Below are 15,035 nucleotides of genomic sequence, written 5' to 3'. Positions count from 1 at the left end.
CTGTTGGCGGTGTGGTTGTCCCTGGCCCTGGGGCCGGTCAGCCTGCCGCTGTTCGATACCTTGCGCGCGGGCCTGCGTTTGTTGGGGCTGCCCGTGGCGGGTGATGACCTGCAGCAGGCCGAGATGATCCTCGGCCAGATCCGCCTGCCGCGCACCTTGCTGGGGCTGGCGGTCGGGGCGGTGCTGGCGCTGTCCGGCGTGGCCATGCAGGGGCTGTTCCGCAACCCGCTGGCCGACCCGGGGCTGGTGGGGGTCGCTGCCGGGGCGGCGATGGGCGCTGCGGTGGCCATCGTCGGTGGCAGCTGGTTTGGCGGCATGCCCGATGTGCTCGCGCCCTATCTGTTGTCGCTGTGTGCCTTTATCGGTGGCCTGGGGGTGACCGCGCTGGTCTATCGCCTGGGGCGGCGTGACGGCCAGACCAATGTCGCCACGATGTTGCTGGCCGGCGTGGCGATGACCGCATTGGGCGGCGCAGCAGTGGGCTTGTTCTCTTACCTGGCCGATGATGCCACCTTGCGCACCTTGACCTTCTGGAACCTGGGCAGCCTCAATGGCGCCAGCTACGAGCGGTTGTGGCCGCTGCTGATGGTGGCCGGGGGCGTGGCGCTGTGGTTGCCGCGTCGTGCGCGGGCGCTGAATGCCTTGCTGCTGGGTGAATCGGAGGCGCGGCACCTGGGTATCGAGGTGGAGCGGCTCAAGCGCGAACTGGTGTTCTGTACCGCGTTGGGGGTGGGTGCGGCGGTGGCCGCCGCCGGGCTGATCGGCTTCATTGGGTTGGTGGTGCCGCACTTGGTGCGATTGCTGGCAGGGCCCGACCATCGGGTGGTGTTGCCCGCCTCGTTGCTGGCCGGCGGTGTGCTGATGCTGTTCGCCGACCTGGTGGCGCGACTGGTGCTGGCGCCGGCCGAGCTGCCGATCGGTATCGTCACCGCCCTTATCGGTGCGCCGTTCTTCCTGGTCCTGCTGATTCGAGGGCGTAGCTGATGTTGCAAGTCGAGGGCCTGCACCTGCGGCGGGGCAGCAATGAAGTGCTGCATGACGTCCACCTGCAACTGACCCCGGGGCAGGTCGTGGGTGTGCTCGGCCCCAATGGCGCGGGCAAGAGCAGCCTGTTGGGGGTGTTGTGTGGCGAACTGGCCCCCGGCCAGGGGCGAGTGACGCTACAGGGCAGGCCATTGACTGACTGGGCCGGGCAGGCGCGGGCACAGCGCCTGGCGGTGCTGCCGCAGGTGTCCAGCCTGGGCTTTTCGTTCAGGGTCGAAGAGGTGGTGGCCATGGGGCGGATGCCCCATGGCAGCGGCCAGCTGCGCGACGCCGAGATCGTCGAAGCGGCCTTGCGTGCGGCGGATGCCTGGCACCTGCTGGGGCGCAGCTACCTGGCATTGTCGGGCGGTGAGCGGCAACGGGTACACCTGGCCCGCGTGCTGGCCCAGCTGTGGCCAGGTGAGCAGGGCACTACACTGCTGCTTGACGAACCGACCTCGATGCTCGACCCGCTGCACCAGCACACGACCCTGCAAGCGGTGCGGCGTTTCGCTGATCGCGGCGCTGCGGTGCTGGTGATCCTGCATGACCTGAACCTGGCGGCACGCTACTGTGATCGTATCCTGCTGCTCGAACAGGGCCGCTGCCATGCCCTTGCATCACCCCAGGAGGTGTTGACGCCGGGGGCACTGAAGGCGGTGTTCGGCATCGATGTGCTGGTGCAGGCGCACCCCGAGCGCGGCCACCCGCTGATCATCACGCGTTAGGAGGCATTGCCGATGCGCCATCCGTTGCTGTCCGGTCTTGCGCTGTGCCTGGTGCTGGCGTTGGCGGGGTGCCAGGCCAGCCTGCCGCCGTTACCGGGCTGGCAGAGCCCCGAAGGGCGTGCCCACGCCCAGCTTGGGCAAATCACGGACCTGGCCAGCGGCCGGCTCATCAGCCCTGAGCAACTGGTCAGGCAGTTGGCCGACGCGCCACGTGTGCTGGTAGGGGAGAAGCATGACAACCCCGATCATCATGCGTTGCAGTTGTGGCTGTTGCGCGCCCTGCAGGCTCAGCGCCCCCAGGGCAGCCTGCTGCTGGAGATGCTGCAGCCCGAGCAGCAGCCGCTGGTCGACACACTTGAGGCGCAGCAGCTGCCTGCGGACCTGCCAAAGGCACTGGCCTGGGAGGAAGGCTGGGACTGGCAGCTGTACGGGCCTATTGTGACGCACGCTTTGCAGGGCAACATTGCGCTGTTGGCCGCCAACCTTTCGCCCGCGCAGATGCGCCAAGCCTATCGCCAGCCGGCGGCGTTGTCGGGCGCGCGTTCCAATGCCCCAGGGGTGAAGGCCGCGCTGCTTGAGCAGGTGCGTATCGGGCACTGCGGCCTGCTACCGCAAAGCCAGTTGCCAGCCATGCTTGCGGTCCAGCAGCAACGTGACCGGCGCATGGCCGAACGCTTGATGGCGGCACCGCAGCCCGCCTTGCTGTTGGCGGGCGCTTACCACGTACGCAAGGACCTGGGGGTGCCGTTGCATCTGGCCGACCTCGGGGCGCAGGGGCGCAGCGCGGTCGTGCTGTTGGCCGAGGTGGGGGAAGAGGTCGAGGCGGGTATGGCCGACTATGTCTGGTTCACGGCGGCGGTGCCTGAGCAGGACTATTGCGCTCAACTGCGTCAGTAAGGCCAAACGGCAGGCAAAAAAAAGACCCGGCAAAAAGCCGGGTCAATAACCGTGATTAGCCTGATGAGGAGATAATCTGAGAGTCCGAACCAGGGGCTTTCAGTTTATCCAACCAGTCTCGCGACCAGTTGTGATAATCATAACGATTCTCATTTCGGAGTCAATCCCCTGCACAGGTTTATTTTGAATTTTTTTGCGGAGGTCTTTTTTCATCCAGTTGTTGATTGAGCGCTTCCTTTCGTTCGATCGGCAAATCATTCCAGTGCATGTCCAGCAACGCGCCTTCTATGGCGTACAACAGCACTTTAGAGGCCCGGAACCCTCGCGTTTTTACCGCCTGGTACGCACCCACCGCGCCCAGGCGGCGCAAATCCGACGCACTGTGGATACCGGCTGCGTGCAACCACTGCGCAGAGGTCTTGCCAAGATTCTTCAGATGCTGCAATTCATCGTTCATCGAGCCTCCTTGCGATGGCTGAACGGGTCTTGGGGATAAATCGCGAGCAGGTCAGAGAGGAGTGTAGCGGGGCTTGGAAAATGCGCGGCTTTTTGCCATCTGTGGCGACGAGCAGCCCTGAATACGGGGCCTCTGGCTTTCAATAGCCGCCTCTTTTGGTGTGGCAGGGCCCCAATGGGGCGGGTTTACCCGCTACCACAGGGGCCCTGCGAGGATTACAGGCCCGGCAAGCGCTGACGCACCTGTTCGATCACCTGGTCCATGCTGGCACCTTCCTGGGTGTCGACGCGCTTGCTGACCAGCAGTTCTTCCTCGCTCAACGCATCACGGCTGGCCTGTTGCGCCTTGACCACCTCCAGGGTGGCGTCCGACGGGTCGCTGTTTGCGGCTTGGCGCTGGGCCAGCCAGCTGGCAATGACCGCCTCCGGTGCGTGGCAATCGAGGATCAAGAAGGGGACGCCCGTCTGGTTGGCGACATCTGCCGCCGCCTGGCGCTGTTCACGCTTGAGGTAGGTGGCATCCAGCACGACCGGGAAGCCCGCGCGCAATACCGTCTCCGCTACCTCGTGCAGGCGCTGGTAGGTGGCGGCACTGGCATCCTGGTCATAGATGCCGGCAGTCAGCTGGCCGACGTTTGCTTGCTGCTGTTCGCCGAACAGGCGCTTGCGCTCGACATCGGAGCGCACGCGGATCGCGCCCAGGGCCTCGACCAGGCGCATCGCCACGTGGCTCTTGCCCACTGCCGAGACGCCATGGGTGATGGCCAACAGCCGCGAAGGGATGGCGCTGTAGCTTTCCGCCAGGTTGGCGTAGTTGCGGTAGGTGCGCAGGGTCGTGGCGCGTTGCACGCCATCGGCATCGGCCGGCATGCTGAACAGCGCCACCTTGGCGCGCACCAAGGCGCGGTAGGCCTTGTAGAAGTTCAGCACTTCCAGGCCTTCATAATCGCCGGTCAGTTCCAGGTACTGGCTGACGAAGCGCCGGGCCAGGCACTTGAGGCCGCGGTCTTCCAGGTCCATGGCCAGGAAGCCGGTGTCGGCCCAGACGTCGGTCATGCGGAACGGTTCGTTGAACTCGATGCAGTCGAAGATCACCACCTTGCCGTTGATCACGGTGGCGTTGCCCAGGTGGATGTCACCGTGGCATTCACGGGTGAAGCCATTGGCCTTGCGGGCCGCGAACAGGCCTTGGAGCCGCTCGAAGCTGCTACGTGCCCAGGCCTGGAGGTTGTCCAGTTGCTGCAGGTCGGCCTTGTCAGTGAGGAATGGGCGGATCTGTTCGAAATTCTGCTCGACCGGGGCCATCACGCTTTCAGGTGAGCCGTAAGGTTGCTCTGCCGGCACCTTGGGCGTCTGCAGGTGGAATTCGGCAACCTGCCGGGCCATCTGGTCGATGTGCTCGGCGTTGAGCTCGCCGTTGGCCTGCAAGGTGCTGAGCATCTGCCCTTGGGGGAACTGGCGCATCTTCAGTGCGTACTCGATGGCCTCGCCCTCGCCGCCGATTTGCGGGGCTTCGGCACTGCCGGTGATCGGCAGTACTTCAAGGTACAGGTCCTCGGTCAGGCGCTGGTTCAGGCGCAATTCTTCGTTACAGAAATGCGCGCGCTGATCCAGGCGGGTGAAGTCGAGGAAGCCGAAGTTCATTGGCTTCTTGACCTTGTAGGCGTACTCGCCAGTCAGCAGGACCCAGGAGATATGCGTCTCGATGAGTTGGAACCCATCCACGGGGTGAGGGTAGAGGGCTGGGTTCTGCAACGCAGTAATAAGAGCTTGGCTCACGGGAAATCCTTCCGAGGGCAGGGAATTCGAATGCGCCATTATGGTCAATGGTGCCGTCCCTGCATACCGCCGGGGGCGCCTGCCCAGCCTTTACAAAGTGCGTATAATCCGCCGCCATGACTCGAACTCGAAACGCTCGTACCCCTCAGAAACGCCCGACCGGCCGCTCTCGCGCCTGGCTGGGCTGGGCTTTGAAGCTCAGCCTGGTCGGCCTGGTGATCATCGCCGGCTTCGCGGTTTACCTCGATGCTGTCGTCCAGGAAAAGTTCTCCGGCAAGCGCTGGACCATCCCGGCCAAGGTGTATGCCCGGCCGTTGGAGCTGTTCGTCGGCCAAAAACTGAGCAAGAACGACTTCCTCACAGAACTCGACGCCCTTGGCTATCGCCGTGAAAGCGCGGCCAACGGCCCGGGCGCAGCGGCAGTCAACGGTAATACCGTCGACCTCAATACCCGTGGCTTCCAGTTCTACGAAGGGATGGAGCCGGCGCAGTTCGTGCGCGTGCGCTTCTCTGGCGATTATGTCGCCGGGCTTTCCGGCGCCAACAACGGCAAGCTCGATGTGGTACGCCTGGAGCCGCTGATGATCGGCGGCATTTACCCGAAAAACCTCGAAGACCGCATCCTGATCAAGATCGATCAGGTGCCGCCGTACCTGCTCGAAACCCTGGTGGCAACCGAGGACCGCGACTTCTACAGCCACTTTGGCGTGTCGCCCAAGTCCATCGCCCGTGCGGTGTGGGTCAACACCTCGTCCGGGGCCATGCGCCAGGGCGGCAGTACCCTGACCCAGCAGTTGGTGAAGAACTTCTACCTCACCAGCGAGCGCAGCCTCAGCCGCAAGCTGACTGAAGCGATGATGGCCGTGCTGCTGGAGCTGCATTACGACAAGCGCGAGATCCTCGAGGCCTACCTCAACGAGGTATTCGTCGGCCAAGACGGCCAGCGTGCGGTGCATGGCTTCGGCCTGGCCAGCCAGTTCTTCTTCAGCCAACCGCTGTCAGAGCTCAAGCTGCACCAGATCGCCTTGCTGGTGGGCATGGTCAAGGGGCCGTCCTACTACAACCCGCGGCGTTATCCTGACCGCGCCCTGGCCCGTCGTAACCTGGTGCTCGACCTGCTGGCCGAGCAGGGCGTGGCGAGCAAGGACGTGATCGAGGCGGCGAAGAAGATGCCGCTGGGCGTGACCAAGCGCGGCAGCCTGGCAGACAGCTCGTTCCCGGCGTTCCTCGACCTGGTCAAGCGCCAGTTGCGCCAGGACTACCGCGACGAAGACTTGACCGAAGAAGGCCTGCGTATCTTCACCAGCTTCGACCCGATCCTGCAGATGAAGGCCGAAACCTCGATGAACGAGACCTTCAAGCGCCTGGCCGGGCGCAAGGGGGCTGACGAGGTCGAGTCGGCGATGGTCGTGACCAACCCGGAAACCGGGGAAGTCCAAGCGCTGATCGGCAGCCGTCTGTCGGGCTTTGCCGGCTTCAACCGGGCCATCGACGCAGTGCGGCCGATCGGTTCACTGGTCAAGCCGGCGGTGTACCTGACCGCCCTGGAGCAGCCCAGCAAATACACCCTGACCAGTTGGATACAGGACGAGCCGTTCTCGGTCAAAGGGGCCAACGGCCAGGTTTGGCGCCCGCAGAACTATGACCGCCGGCCCCATGGCACCATTTATCTGTACCAGGGCCTGGCCAACTCCTACAACCTGTCGACGGCCAAGCTCGGCCTGGAAGTGGGCGTGCCCAATGTGATCAAGACCATTGGTCGGCTGGGCGTGAATGTCGATTGGCCAGCCTTCCCGGCGATGCTGCTGGGGGCCGGTGGCATGTCGCCGATGCAGGTCGCGACCATGTACCAGACGATTGCCAATGGTGGTTTCAACACGCCGATGCGCGGTATCCGCAGCGTGCTGACCGCCGAGGGCGAACCGCTCAAGCGCTACCCGTTCCAGATTCAGCAAACCTTCGACCCGGGTTCCATCTACTTGGTACAGAACGCCATGCAACGGGTGATGCGCGAAGGTACCGGCCGTTCGGTGTACAACGTGTTGCCGCGTTCGCTCACCCTGGCCGGCAAGACCGGTACCAGCAACGACTCGCGTGACAGCTGGTTCTCCGGCTTCAGCCAGGACCTGCTGGCGGTGGTGTGGATGGGCCGCGACGATAACGGCAAGACGCCGTTCACCGGTGCCACTGGCGCCCTGCAGGTCTGGACCAGCTTCATGAAGAAGGCCGACCCGTTGCCGCTGGACATGCCGCAGCCGGACAACATCGTGCAAGCCTGGATCGACCCGTACAGCGGGCAAGGTTCTGATGGCAGCTGTCCGGGAGCGGTGCAGATGCCGTATATTCGCGGCAGCGAACCGCCCGCCGGGGCAACCTGTGGCGGTGAGCAGAATCCGGCAGAATCGGTCATGGACTGGGTCAAAGGCTGGATGAATTAAGCGCGAGCTGCATTGATGAGGTGTGAAGTGAATAAGTGGCTGTTTCCTGCCTTGACGGCGTTGGTTGTGCTTCAGGGTTGCTCCAGCGTCCAGCGTGGCAATATCCCGGTGGTCGACTCGAGCACGCGCGTGTCCAACAGTGAACGCGTAACGGCCAACCGCTCGGCGGCTGGCATGAACAGCGGCACCTCACACGCGCAAACGCTGCCTGAGGACTCCGGCGTGACCGTGATGATTCCGCAGGGTGCCGGTGCCTCGGGCATCCAGACGTTCCCGGCCGCCAATGGGGCGGCACCGATCAGCGCCATGCCGATTACCCCTGGCCCGGTCTCCACCGGGCCGATGACCACCAACCCCAACCCGATTGCCGACGAACCGTTCGACATCGCGTCGATGAACAGCACGGCGAAAGCCAGCAGCGCGCCGACCGGTATTCCGCGTAGCACTGCCGCAGCCGGTGGGCTGTCTGCCGATGAACAGCTCGACGGGCCAGTGCTGGCGCTGTTGACCACTGCCCAGCAACAACAGGGCAGTGGCGACTTCAATGGTGCTTCGTCGAGCCTGGAGCGTGCCCAGCGTATCGCGCCGCGCGAACCGCAGGTGCTGTTCCGCCTGGCCCAGGTGCGCCTGGCCCAGGGTGATGCCGCGCAGGCCGAGCAGTTGGCCCGCCGAGCCCTGACCTATGCCAATGGCCGCCCTGACCTGCAGGCCGAACTGTGGAACACCATCGCCCAGGCCCGCGAGAAGCAAGGTGACAGTGCCGGTGCGGCGCTGGCGCGGCAGAAGGCACGGGTGAACTCGTAATGATCGAGCAACGCATTCTGGACATCGCCGACCACCTGCTGCTGATCGAGCGTGAACTGAAGGTGCAGGGCTGGTGGGACGATGAGCCGCCCAGCGATGAAGCGCTGGCCAGCACCGTGCCCTTCGCGGTCGACACCATGAGCCTGGAGCAGTGGCTGCAATGGATCTTCCTGCCGCGCATGAAGATCATCATCGAGCTCGGCCAGCCGCTGCCTAACGCGTCGGGCATTCTGGTAATGGCCGAAACGGTGTTCACCGATCGCCCGGAGCAGAGTCGCGAGCTACGGCGCCTGCTAGCAGAGTTCGATCAATTGATCGCTGCTTGAGCCTGATTTCTTCTCTTTTTCCTTCAAGGGCCGCAGATTGTGGCCCTTTTTTATGGAAATCTTCTTAATTCTGCTGCTGCTATCCTTTTTAGTGGTGGCAGGAATTCATCTTGAGGAAAAATTGGCAATAATTTTTCTTGACTTGTAGCCGCCAAATCACAAGAATCCAACTTCCGCTGTAGAGGGACTGCCAGAAGCAGACCCGCTAAGCAGATCATGAGGCGCACACCCGCGCCGACCTGTAACACCCCGCAACGCGTTACCTCGCGCTGGGTGGGAAAACCCCGCAACACTCTGGGGCGCTCCCAATACTTGCTCAGTCAGTGCTGACGTTCGCTCGTGCTCTGCTTGGCAGTAAACCTATTAAGACCCGTCCACTAGGGACGGTATTCTGGCGTTTTAGAGGTGAACAACGTGGAGCTTTTATCTGGCGCTGAGATGGTCGTCCGCTTCTTGCGTGACGAAGGCGTTAAGCACATCTACGGGTACCCTGGCGGTGCTCTTCTTCATGTTTACGACGCCCTGTTCAAGGAACCGGAAGTCGAACACATCCTGGTTCGTCACGAACAGGCTGCGACCCATATGGCGGACGGCTACGCCCGTGCCACCGGCAAGGCCGGTGTGGTGCTGGTAACCTCCGGCCCGGGTGCGACCAATGCCATCACCGGCATTGCCACCGCCTACATGGATTCGATTCCGATGGTCATCCTCTCCGGCCAGGTGCCTAGCACCATGGTGGGTACCGATGCCTTCCAGGAAACCGACATGATCGGTATCTCGCGGCCGATCGTGAAGCACAGCTTCATGATCAAGAACGCCACCGAGATCCCTGAAGTTCTGAAAAAAGCCTTCTATCTGGCGCAATCCGGCCGTCCCGGCCCGGTCGTGGTCGACATTCCAAAAGATATGACCAACCCGGCCGAGAAGTTCGAGTACGTCTATCCGAAGAAGGTCAAGCTGCGCTCCTACAGCCCGGCGGTACGTGGCCACTCCGGCCAGATCCGCAAGGCCGCCGAGATGCTGCTGGCTGCCAAGCGCCCCATCGTCTATGCCGGTGGTGGCGTGATCCTCGGCGGTGGCTCCGAAGCCCTGACCGAAATCGCCAAGTCGCTGAACCTGCCGGTTACCAATACCCTCATGGGTCTGGGTAGCTACCCGGGTACCGACCGTCAGTTCGTCGGCATGCTCGGCATGCACGGCAGCTTCACGGCCAACATGGCCATGCACAATGCCGACGTCATCTTCGCCGTCGGCGCGCGCTTCGATGACCGCGTGGTCAACGGCCCGGCCAAGTTCTGCCCGAATGCCAAGATCATCCACATCGACATCGACCCGGCGTCGATTTCGAAGATGATCAAGGCCGACGTGCCTATCGTGGGCCCGGTCGACAGCGTCTTGAACGAGATGCTCGGCATCCTCAAGGAAATCGGCGAGCAGCCTGACAAGGCCGCCGCAGAAGCCTGGTGGAAGCAGATCGACGAGTGGCGTGGCGATGGCGACCTGTTCCCTTACAACAAAGGGGACGGCAGCGTCATCAAGCCGCAGACCGTGATCGAAACCCTGTGCGAAGTGACCAAGGGCGATGCCTTCGTCACCTCCGACGTTGGCCAGCATCAGATGTTCGCGGCGCAGTACTACCGCTTCAACAAGCCGAACCGCTGGATCAACTCCGGTGGCCTGGGCACCATGGGCTTCGGTTTCCCGGCGGCCATGGGCGTCAAGCTCAACTTCCCGGATCAGGACGTGGCGTGCGTCACTGGCGAAGGCAGTATCCAGATGAACATCCAGGAGCTGTCTACCTGCATGCAGTACGGCCTGCCGGTAAAAATCGTCAACCTGAACAACGGTGTATTGGGCATGGTCCGCCAGTGGCAGGACATGGCGTACAACGGCCGTCATTCGCACTCCTATGTCGAGTCGCTGCCTGACTTCATCAAGCTGGCCGAGGCCTATGGCCATGTGGGTATCCGCATCACCAGCCTGAAGGACCTCAAGCCGAAGCTGGAAGAGGCGTTTGCGATGAAGGACCGCCTGGTGTTCATCGACATCGCGGTTGACCGTACCGAGCACGTCTATCCGATGCAGATCAAGGATGGCTCGATGCGTGACATGTGGCTGAGCAAGACGGAGCGTACCTGATATGCGGCACATCATTTCCCTGCTGCTGGAAAACGAACCCGGTGCCTTGTCTCGCGTCGTTGGCCTGTTCTCCCAGCGTAACTACAACATTGAAAGCCTGACCGTGGCGCCGACCGAAGACCCGACCCTGTCGCGTCTGACGCTGACCACCGTTGGCCATGACGAAGTGATCGAGCAGATCACCAAGAACCTGAACAAGCTCGTCGAAGTGGTGAAGCTTGTCGACCTGTCGGAAAGTGCTCATATCGAGCGCGAACTGATGCTGGTCAAGGTCAAGGCCACCGGAGCCCAGCGCGCCGAAATCAAGCGCACCACGGATATCTTCCGTGGCCAGATCGTCGATGTGACCGCCAGTGTGTACACCGTGCAACTGAGCGGCACCAGCGACAAACTGGACAGCTTCATCCAGGCCATCGGCACCGCATCGATTCTCGAAACCGTGCGCAGTGGCGTCACCGGCATTGCCCGTGGCGACAAAGTGCTCAGCATCTAAATTCAAAAATTAGCGATGGCTCCGCAGGGGCCGAGATATAACCAGGGGTATTTTCATGAAAGTTTTCTACGATAAAGACTGCGACCTTTCCATCATCCAGGGTAAAAAAGTCGCCATCATCGGTTACGGTTCCCAAGGCCACGCCCAGGCGTGCAACCTGAAAGACTCCGGTGTAGACGTTACCGTCGGTCTGCGTAAAGGCTCGGCCACCGTTGCCAAGGCCGAAGCCCACGGTCTGAAAGTTGCCGACGTGGCTACCGCTGTCGCTGCTGCCGACCTGGTCATGATCCTGACCCCGGACGAGTTCCAAGGCGCTCTGTACAAGAACGAGATCGAGCCGAACATCAAGAAAGGCGCCACCCTGGCCTTCTCCCACGGCTTCTCTATCCACTACAACCAGGTTGTTCCGCGTGCCGACCTCGACGTGATCATGATCGCGCCGAAAGCCCCGGGCCACACCGTGCGTTCCGAGTTCGTCAAAGGCGGCGGCATCCCTGACCTGATCGCTATCTACCAGGACGCTTCCGGCAACGCCAAAAACGTTGCGCTGTCCTACGCTGCAGGCGTCGGTGGCGGCCGTACCGGCATCATCGAAACCACCTTCAAGGACGAGACTGAAACCGACCTGTTCGGTGAGCAGGCTGTTCTGTGTGGCGGTACCGTCGAGCTGGTCAAAGCCGGCTTCGAAACCCTGGTCGAAGCGGGCTACGCGCCAGAAATGGCTTACTTCGAGTGCCTGCACGAGCTGAAGCTGATCGTTGACCTCATGTACGAAGGCGGCATCGCCAACATGAACTACTCGATCTCGAACAACGCCGAGTACGGTGAGTACGTCACCGGCCCAGAAGTCATCAACGAAGAATCCCGCAAGGCCATGCGCAACGCTCTGAAGCGCATCCAGGACGGCGAGTACGCGAAGATGTTCATCTCCGAAGGTGCCACCAACTACCCATCGATGACCGCCAAGCGCCGCAACAACGCTGCCCACGGCATCGAAGTCATCGGCGAGCAACTGCGCTCGATGATGCCTTGGATCTCGGCGAACAAGATCGTCGACAAAGCCAAGAACTAAGTTTCTCGCAACATGAAAAACGCGGCTTCGGCCGCGTTTTTTCGTTTAGGCAGCCGGCATCTGGTATAAAGCAGACCAGTGGCCTGCCGTCAGAACCTGTTTCGCAGGCCCGTGTCGAACATATTCCACCCTGTTGCAAGGTACCCTACATGAGCGAACGTCCCGAAGAGCCGAACAAGCCCTCCGACGCCGAAAGCCTGCTACCTGTCGATGAGCACATTGAAGAAGGCCATGACGCCGAAGGGCGCAAGGTCCGGCATCGCGGCATTTATTTGCTGCCTAACCTGTTCACCACCGCCAACCTGTTCGCCGGCTTCTATTCCATCATCAACTCGATGAGCGCGCAGAGTGCGCTGAGCGCCGGTGACCCGCGCGAGGCAAGCAAGTACTTCGCCTTCGCCGCCATCGCTATCTTCGTTGCCATGGTGCTCGATGGCCTTGATGGCCGTGTAGCACGCATGACCAACACCCAGAGCGCCTTCGGCGCCGAGTACGATTCGCTGTCGGACATGGTCGCCTTCGGTGTGGCCCCGGCGCTGCTGGCCTTTGGCTGGGCACTGGGCGACATGGGCAAGGTCGGCTGGATGGTCGCCTTCATCTATGTGGCGGGCGCCGCTCTGCGGCTGGCGCGCTTCAACACCCAGGTGGGTACCGCCGACAAGCGTTACTTCATCGGCCTGGCCAGCCCCGCGGCTGCCGGGGTGGTTGCAGGTACCGTGTGGGCCTTCAGTGACTACGGCATCCAGGGCTCCAAGCTGTCGTTCCTGGTGGCGCTGCTGGTTGCGGCTGCGGGCATGCTGATGGTCAGTAACATCAAGTACAACAGCTTCAAGGAGCTCGACCTCAAAGGGCGCGTGCCGTTTGTGGCTATCCTGGCTGTGGTGCTGGTATTCGCGGTGGTCTTCAGTGACCCGCCCCGCATTCTGCTGCTGATCTTCCTTGCCTACGCGGCGTCTGGGCCGATCCAGTTCCTGCTGCGGTCTCGCCGTCGTAAGTCGTGACAATGATTTAATGATGGCATAACCCTCCGGCTCCATAGTCTTACTGGTACATCCGTTATCCAGTGCTGTGGAGCCGTCCATGCTCATCAAGCTACCCAGGTCGTCCGAGTGCAATGCATCGGAGATCACCCCCGAAGGTCTCTATCTCTCTCGTCGCAGCTTGCTCGGTGGTTCGCTGGCAGGGCTAGCCCTGGGCGCACTGCCAGGCCTGGCGCATGCGGCCGAGGCCAGCCGTTACGCTGATGTCGAGGCGGGCGCCGCACCAGGCTGGTTCAGCGACAAGCTTGCTGCCACGCAATGGCAGGCGGTAACGGTCAAGGGCGAGGCCATCACCCCGTTCAAAGATGCGACCCAGTACAACAACTTCTATGAGTTCGGGCCTGACAAGGGCGACCCAGCGGCCAATGGCGATAGCTTGAAGACCGAGCCGTGGTCGGTGGTGGTCGATGGCGAGGTTGGTAAGCCAGGGCGCTATGCCCTCGAAGACTTCGTCAAGCCGTATCAGCTCGAAGAGCGCATCTACCGGTTGCGCTGTGTCGAGGCCTGGTCAATGGTCATCCCCTGGCTTGGCTTCCCGCTGGCGCAGGTACTCAAACAGGTAGAGCCGACATCGAAAGCGCGCTACGTGCGATTCGAGACGTTGAAGGACCCGGAGCATATGCCCGGGCAGCGCTCAGGCTTTGCCTTGATCGACTGGCCTTATAGAGAAGGGTTGCGCCTGGATGAGGCGATGCACCCCTTGGCGATTCTGGCGGTGGGCATGTATGGCCGCGAGCTGGCTAACCAGAATGGCGCGCCGCTGCGGCTGGTGGTGCCGTGGAAGTATGGGTTCAAGAGCATCAAGTCGATCGTGCGTATCAGCTTGGTGGCCGAGCAGCCGCAAACCACCTGGGAGGGGCTGGCGCCAGACGAGTATGGCTTCTATGCCAACGTCAACCCGGAAGTCGATCACCCGCGTTGGAGCCAGGCGCGTGAACGCCGTTTACCCAGTGGCCTGTTCAGCCCCAATGTGCGGCAGACCCAGATGTTCAATGGCTACGCCGATGAGGTGGCGTCGCTGTATACCGGCCTCGACCTGCGGAAGAACTATTGATGCGTTATCCCTGGTTGCGCCTGGCCATCTTTATAGTGGGGTGCGCGTTGCCGCTTTGGTGGTTGTATGAAGCGGCGATGAGCCTGCTGGGGCCTGACCCGGGCAAGATCCTGATGGACCGGCTGGGTTTGGGTGCGCTGACGTTCTTGCTGGTGACGTTGTGCATGACGCCGTTGCAGCGGCTGACCGGGTGGTCGGGCTGGATCGTCGTGCGCCGGCAGCTGGGGTTGTGGTGTTTTGCTTATATCGTGCTGCACATCCTTTGTTATCTGTTCTTTATTCTGGGGTTGGACTGGGGGCAGTTGGCTGTCGAGCTACGCAAGCGGCCCTACATTTTTGTGGGTGCGCTGGGTTTTCTTGGTTTGCTGGCCCTGGCGGTCACCTCCAATCGGTACAGCCAGCGGCGGTTGGGCGCCCGTTGGAAAAAGCTGCACAAGCTGGTGTATGTGATTCTGGGGTTGGGGTTGCTGCATTTTCTGTGGATTGTGCGCTCGGACCTGCGGGAGTGGGCTATCTATGCGGGCATTGGTGGTTTGCTGATGGTATTGCGGATTCCCGCAGTGGCGCGGCGCGTGCCGCGGTTGGTGGGGCGGCGGGGGAGAGTGGCTTCGTAGGGGCTATGCTCGTTGTGGGGGGGGGGGGCGCCGAACCGTCGCTCCATTTGTTTCGGACCAGTGAGGCCTGTGCCATTTGCGCGCGACCGCCTTGTTCGTACGACGCGATATTGAGGCGAACACCAAGGGGTCGCGCGCCAATGCCTCTGGAATAACTGGCCCGAAACAAATG

General features: G+C 62.1%; 14 protein-coding genes. 12 read left to right on the top strand and 2 right to left on the bottom strand.

Going from position 1 to position 15,035, the window contains the following annotated elements; translation table 11 throughout:
• From LOY26_RS22855 to LOY26_RS22845, 3 genes are read left to right on the top strand one after another with little or no spacing between them, the layout of a single operon-like run.
• Complete coding sequence (locus tag LOY26_RS22855; RefSeq protein ID WP_162181160.1) at positions 1–984, top strand: iron ABC transporter permease; 984 nt, start codon at positions 1–3, stop codon at positions 982–984.
• Positions 984–1,751, top strand: coding sequence for a heme ABC transporter ATP-binding protein (locus tag LOY26_RS22850; protein WP_186652588.1), 768 nt, complete (start codon positions 984–986; stop codon positions 1,749–1,751). Before LOY26_RS22855 ends, LOY26_RS22850 begins: the two co-directional genes overlap by 1 nt.
• A gap of 12 nt (positions 1,752–1,763) precedes the next feature.
• Positions 1,764–2,648, top strand: a complete 885-nt coding sequence (locus tag LOY26_RS22845; RefSeq protein WP_258714126.1) for a ChaN family lipoprotein — start codon at positions 1,764–1,766, stop codon at positions 2,646–2,648.
• A 178-nt stretch (positions 2,649–2,826) separates the two neighbouring features.
• On the opposite strand, the gene LOY26_RS22840 is transcribed toward LOY26_RS22845, so the two are convergent.
• Entirely contained in the window at positions 2,827–3,105 is a 279-nt protein-coding gene (locus LOY26_RS22840; protein ID WP_047583985.1) for a TfoX/Sxy family protein, read from the bottom strand.
• 215 nt (positions 3,106–3,320) lie between these two features.
• The gene (locus LOY26_RS22835) at positions 3,321–4,883 is read right to left on the bottom strand and encodes a bifunctional aminoglycoside phosphotransferase/ATP-binding protein (RefSeq protein ID WP_033701550.1); all 1,563 of its coding nucleotides are present in this window, start codon (positions 4,881–4,883) and stop codon (positions 3,321–3,323) included.
• Positions 4,884–4,999: 116 nt separating this feature from the next.
• Here LOY26_RS22835 and mrcB point away from each other — a divergent pair, with 116 nt between their 5' ends.
• From mrcB to msrQ, 9 genes are all read left to right on the top strand, one after another.
• Positions 5,000–7,321: a penicillin-binding protein 1B gene (mrcB, locus tag LOY26_RS22830; protein ID WP_033701549.1), complete on the top strand. Its 2,322-nt coding sequence runs from the start codon at positions 5,000–5,002 to the stop codon at positions 7,319–7,321.
• 15 nt (positions 7,322–7,336) lie between these two features.
• A complete protein-coding gene (locus LOY26_RS22825; protein ID WP_186652585.1) occupies positions 7,337–8,125 on the top strand; it encodes a tetratricopeptide repeat protein in 789 nt (262 codons plus the stop codon).
• Positions 8,125–8,451, top strand: a complete 327-nt coding sequence (locus LOY26_RS22820; protein WP_186652584.1) for a YqcC family protein — start codon at positions 8,125–8,127, stop codon at positions 8,449–8,451. Before LOY26_RS22825 ends, LOY26_RS22820 begins: the two co-directional genes overlap by 1 nt.
• A 414-nt stretch (positions 8,452–8,865) precedes the next feature.
• A complete protein-coding gene (locus LOY26_RS22815) occupies positions 8,866–10,590 on the top strand; it encodes an acetolactate synthase 3 large subunit (protein ID WP_033702567.1) in 1,725 nt (574 codons plus the stop codon).
• Between the two features lies 1 nt (position 10,591).
• Positions 10,592–11,083, top strand: coding sequence for an acetolactate synthase small subunit (ilvN, locus tag LOY26_RS22810; RefSeq protein ID WP_003250040.1), 492 nt, complete (start codon positions 10,592–10,594; stop codon positions 11,081–11,083).
• Positions 11,084–11,138: 55 nt separating this feature from the next.
• Complete coding sequence (gene ilvC / locus LOY26_RS22805) at positions 11,139–12,155, top strand: ketol-acid reductoisomerase (protein ID WP_033701544.1); 1,017 nt, start codon at positions 11,139–11,141, stop codon at positions 12,153–12,155.
• 149 nt (positions 12,156–12,304) lie between these two features.
• Positions 12,305–13,156 (top strand): CDP-diacylglycerol--serine O-phosphatidyltransferase, encoded by an 852-nt coding sequence (gene pssA / locus LOY26_RS22800; RefSeq protein ID WP_027594991.1) that lies wholly within the window; start codon positions 12,305–12,307, stop codon positions 13,154–13,156.
• A gap of 79 nt (positions 13,157–13,235) precedes the next feature.
• Positions 13,236–14,249 carry a protein-methionine-sulfoxide reductase catalytic subunit MsrP gene (msrP, locus tag LOY26_RS22795; RefSeq protein ID WP_186652583.1) on the top strand — a complete coding sequence of 338 codons (1,014 nt, stop codon included), beginning with the start codon at positions 13,236–13,238 and terminating at the stop codon, positions 14,247–14,249.
• On the top strand, positions 14,249–14,863 hold the full coding sequence (msrQ, locus tag LOY26_RS22790) for a protein-methionine-sulfoxide reductase heme-binding subunit MsrQ (RefSeq protein WP_258714124.1): 615 nt from the start codon (positions 14,249–14,251) through the stop codon (positions 14,861–14,863). Before msrP ends, msrQ begins: the two co-directional genes overlap by 1 nt.
• The last annotated feature ends 172 nt before the right edge of the window (positions 14,864–15,035 follow it).

Origin of the sequence: Pseudomonas sp. B21-047 (genome assembly GCF_024748775.1) — a bacterium.
GTDB lineage: Bacteria > Pseudomonadota > Gammaproteobacteria > Pseudomonadales > Pseudomonadaceae > Aquipseudomonas > Aquipseudomonas capeferrum.
Note: the sequence above shows the minus strand (reverse complement) of the source record. Positions and strands in the feature narration are given on the sequence as shown.

Bases quoted from the DNA above. Each gene is read 5' to 3' on its own strand.
- mrcB (WP_033701549.1), top strand. From the start codon at position 5,000: ATGACTCGAACTCGAAACGCTCGTACCCCTCAGAAACGCCCGACCGGC.
- LOY26_RS22840 (WP_047583985.1), bottom strand. From the start codon at position 3,105: ATGAACGATGAATTGCAGCATCTGAAGAATCTTGGCAAGACCTCTGCG.
- ilvN (WP_003250040.1), top strand. From the start codon at position 10,592: ATGCGGCACATCATTTCCCTGCTGCTGGAAAACGAACCCGGTGCCTTG.
- msrP (WP_186652583.1), top strand. From the start codon at position 13,236: ATGCTCATCAAGCTACCCAGGTCGTCCGAGTGCAATGCATCGGAGATC.
- ilvC (WP_033701544.1), top strand. From the start codon at position 11,139: ATGAAAGTTTTCTACGATAAAGACTGCGACCTTTCCATCATCCAGGGT.
- msrQ (WP_258714124.1), top strand. From the start codon at position 14,249: ATGCGTTATCCCTGGTTGCGCCTGGCCATCTTTATAGTGGGGTGCGCG.
- LOY26_RS22820 (WP_186652584.1), top strand. From the start codon at position 8,125: ATGATCGAGCAACGCATTCTGGACATCGCCGACCACCTGCTGCTGATC.
- LOY26_RS22850 (WP_186652588.1), top strand. From the start codon at position 984: ATGTTGCAAGTCGAGGGCCTGCACCTGCGGCGGGGCAGCAATGAAGTG.
- pssA (WP_027594991.1), top strand. From the start codon at position 12,305: ATGAGCGAACGTCCCGAAGAGCCGAACAAGCCCTCCGACGCCGAAAGC.
- LOY26_RS22825 (WP_186652585.1), top strand. From the start codon at position 7,337: ATGAGGTGTGAAGTGAATAAGTGGCTGTTTCCTGCCTTGACGGCGTTG.
- LOY26_RS22845 (WP_258714126.1), top strand. From the start codon at position 1,764: ATGCGCCATCCGTTGCTGTCCGGTCTTGCGCTGTGCCTGGTGCTGGCG.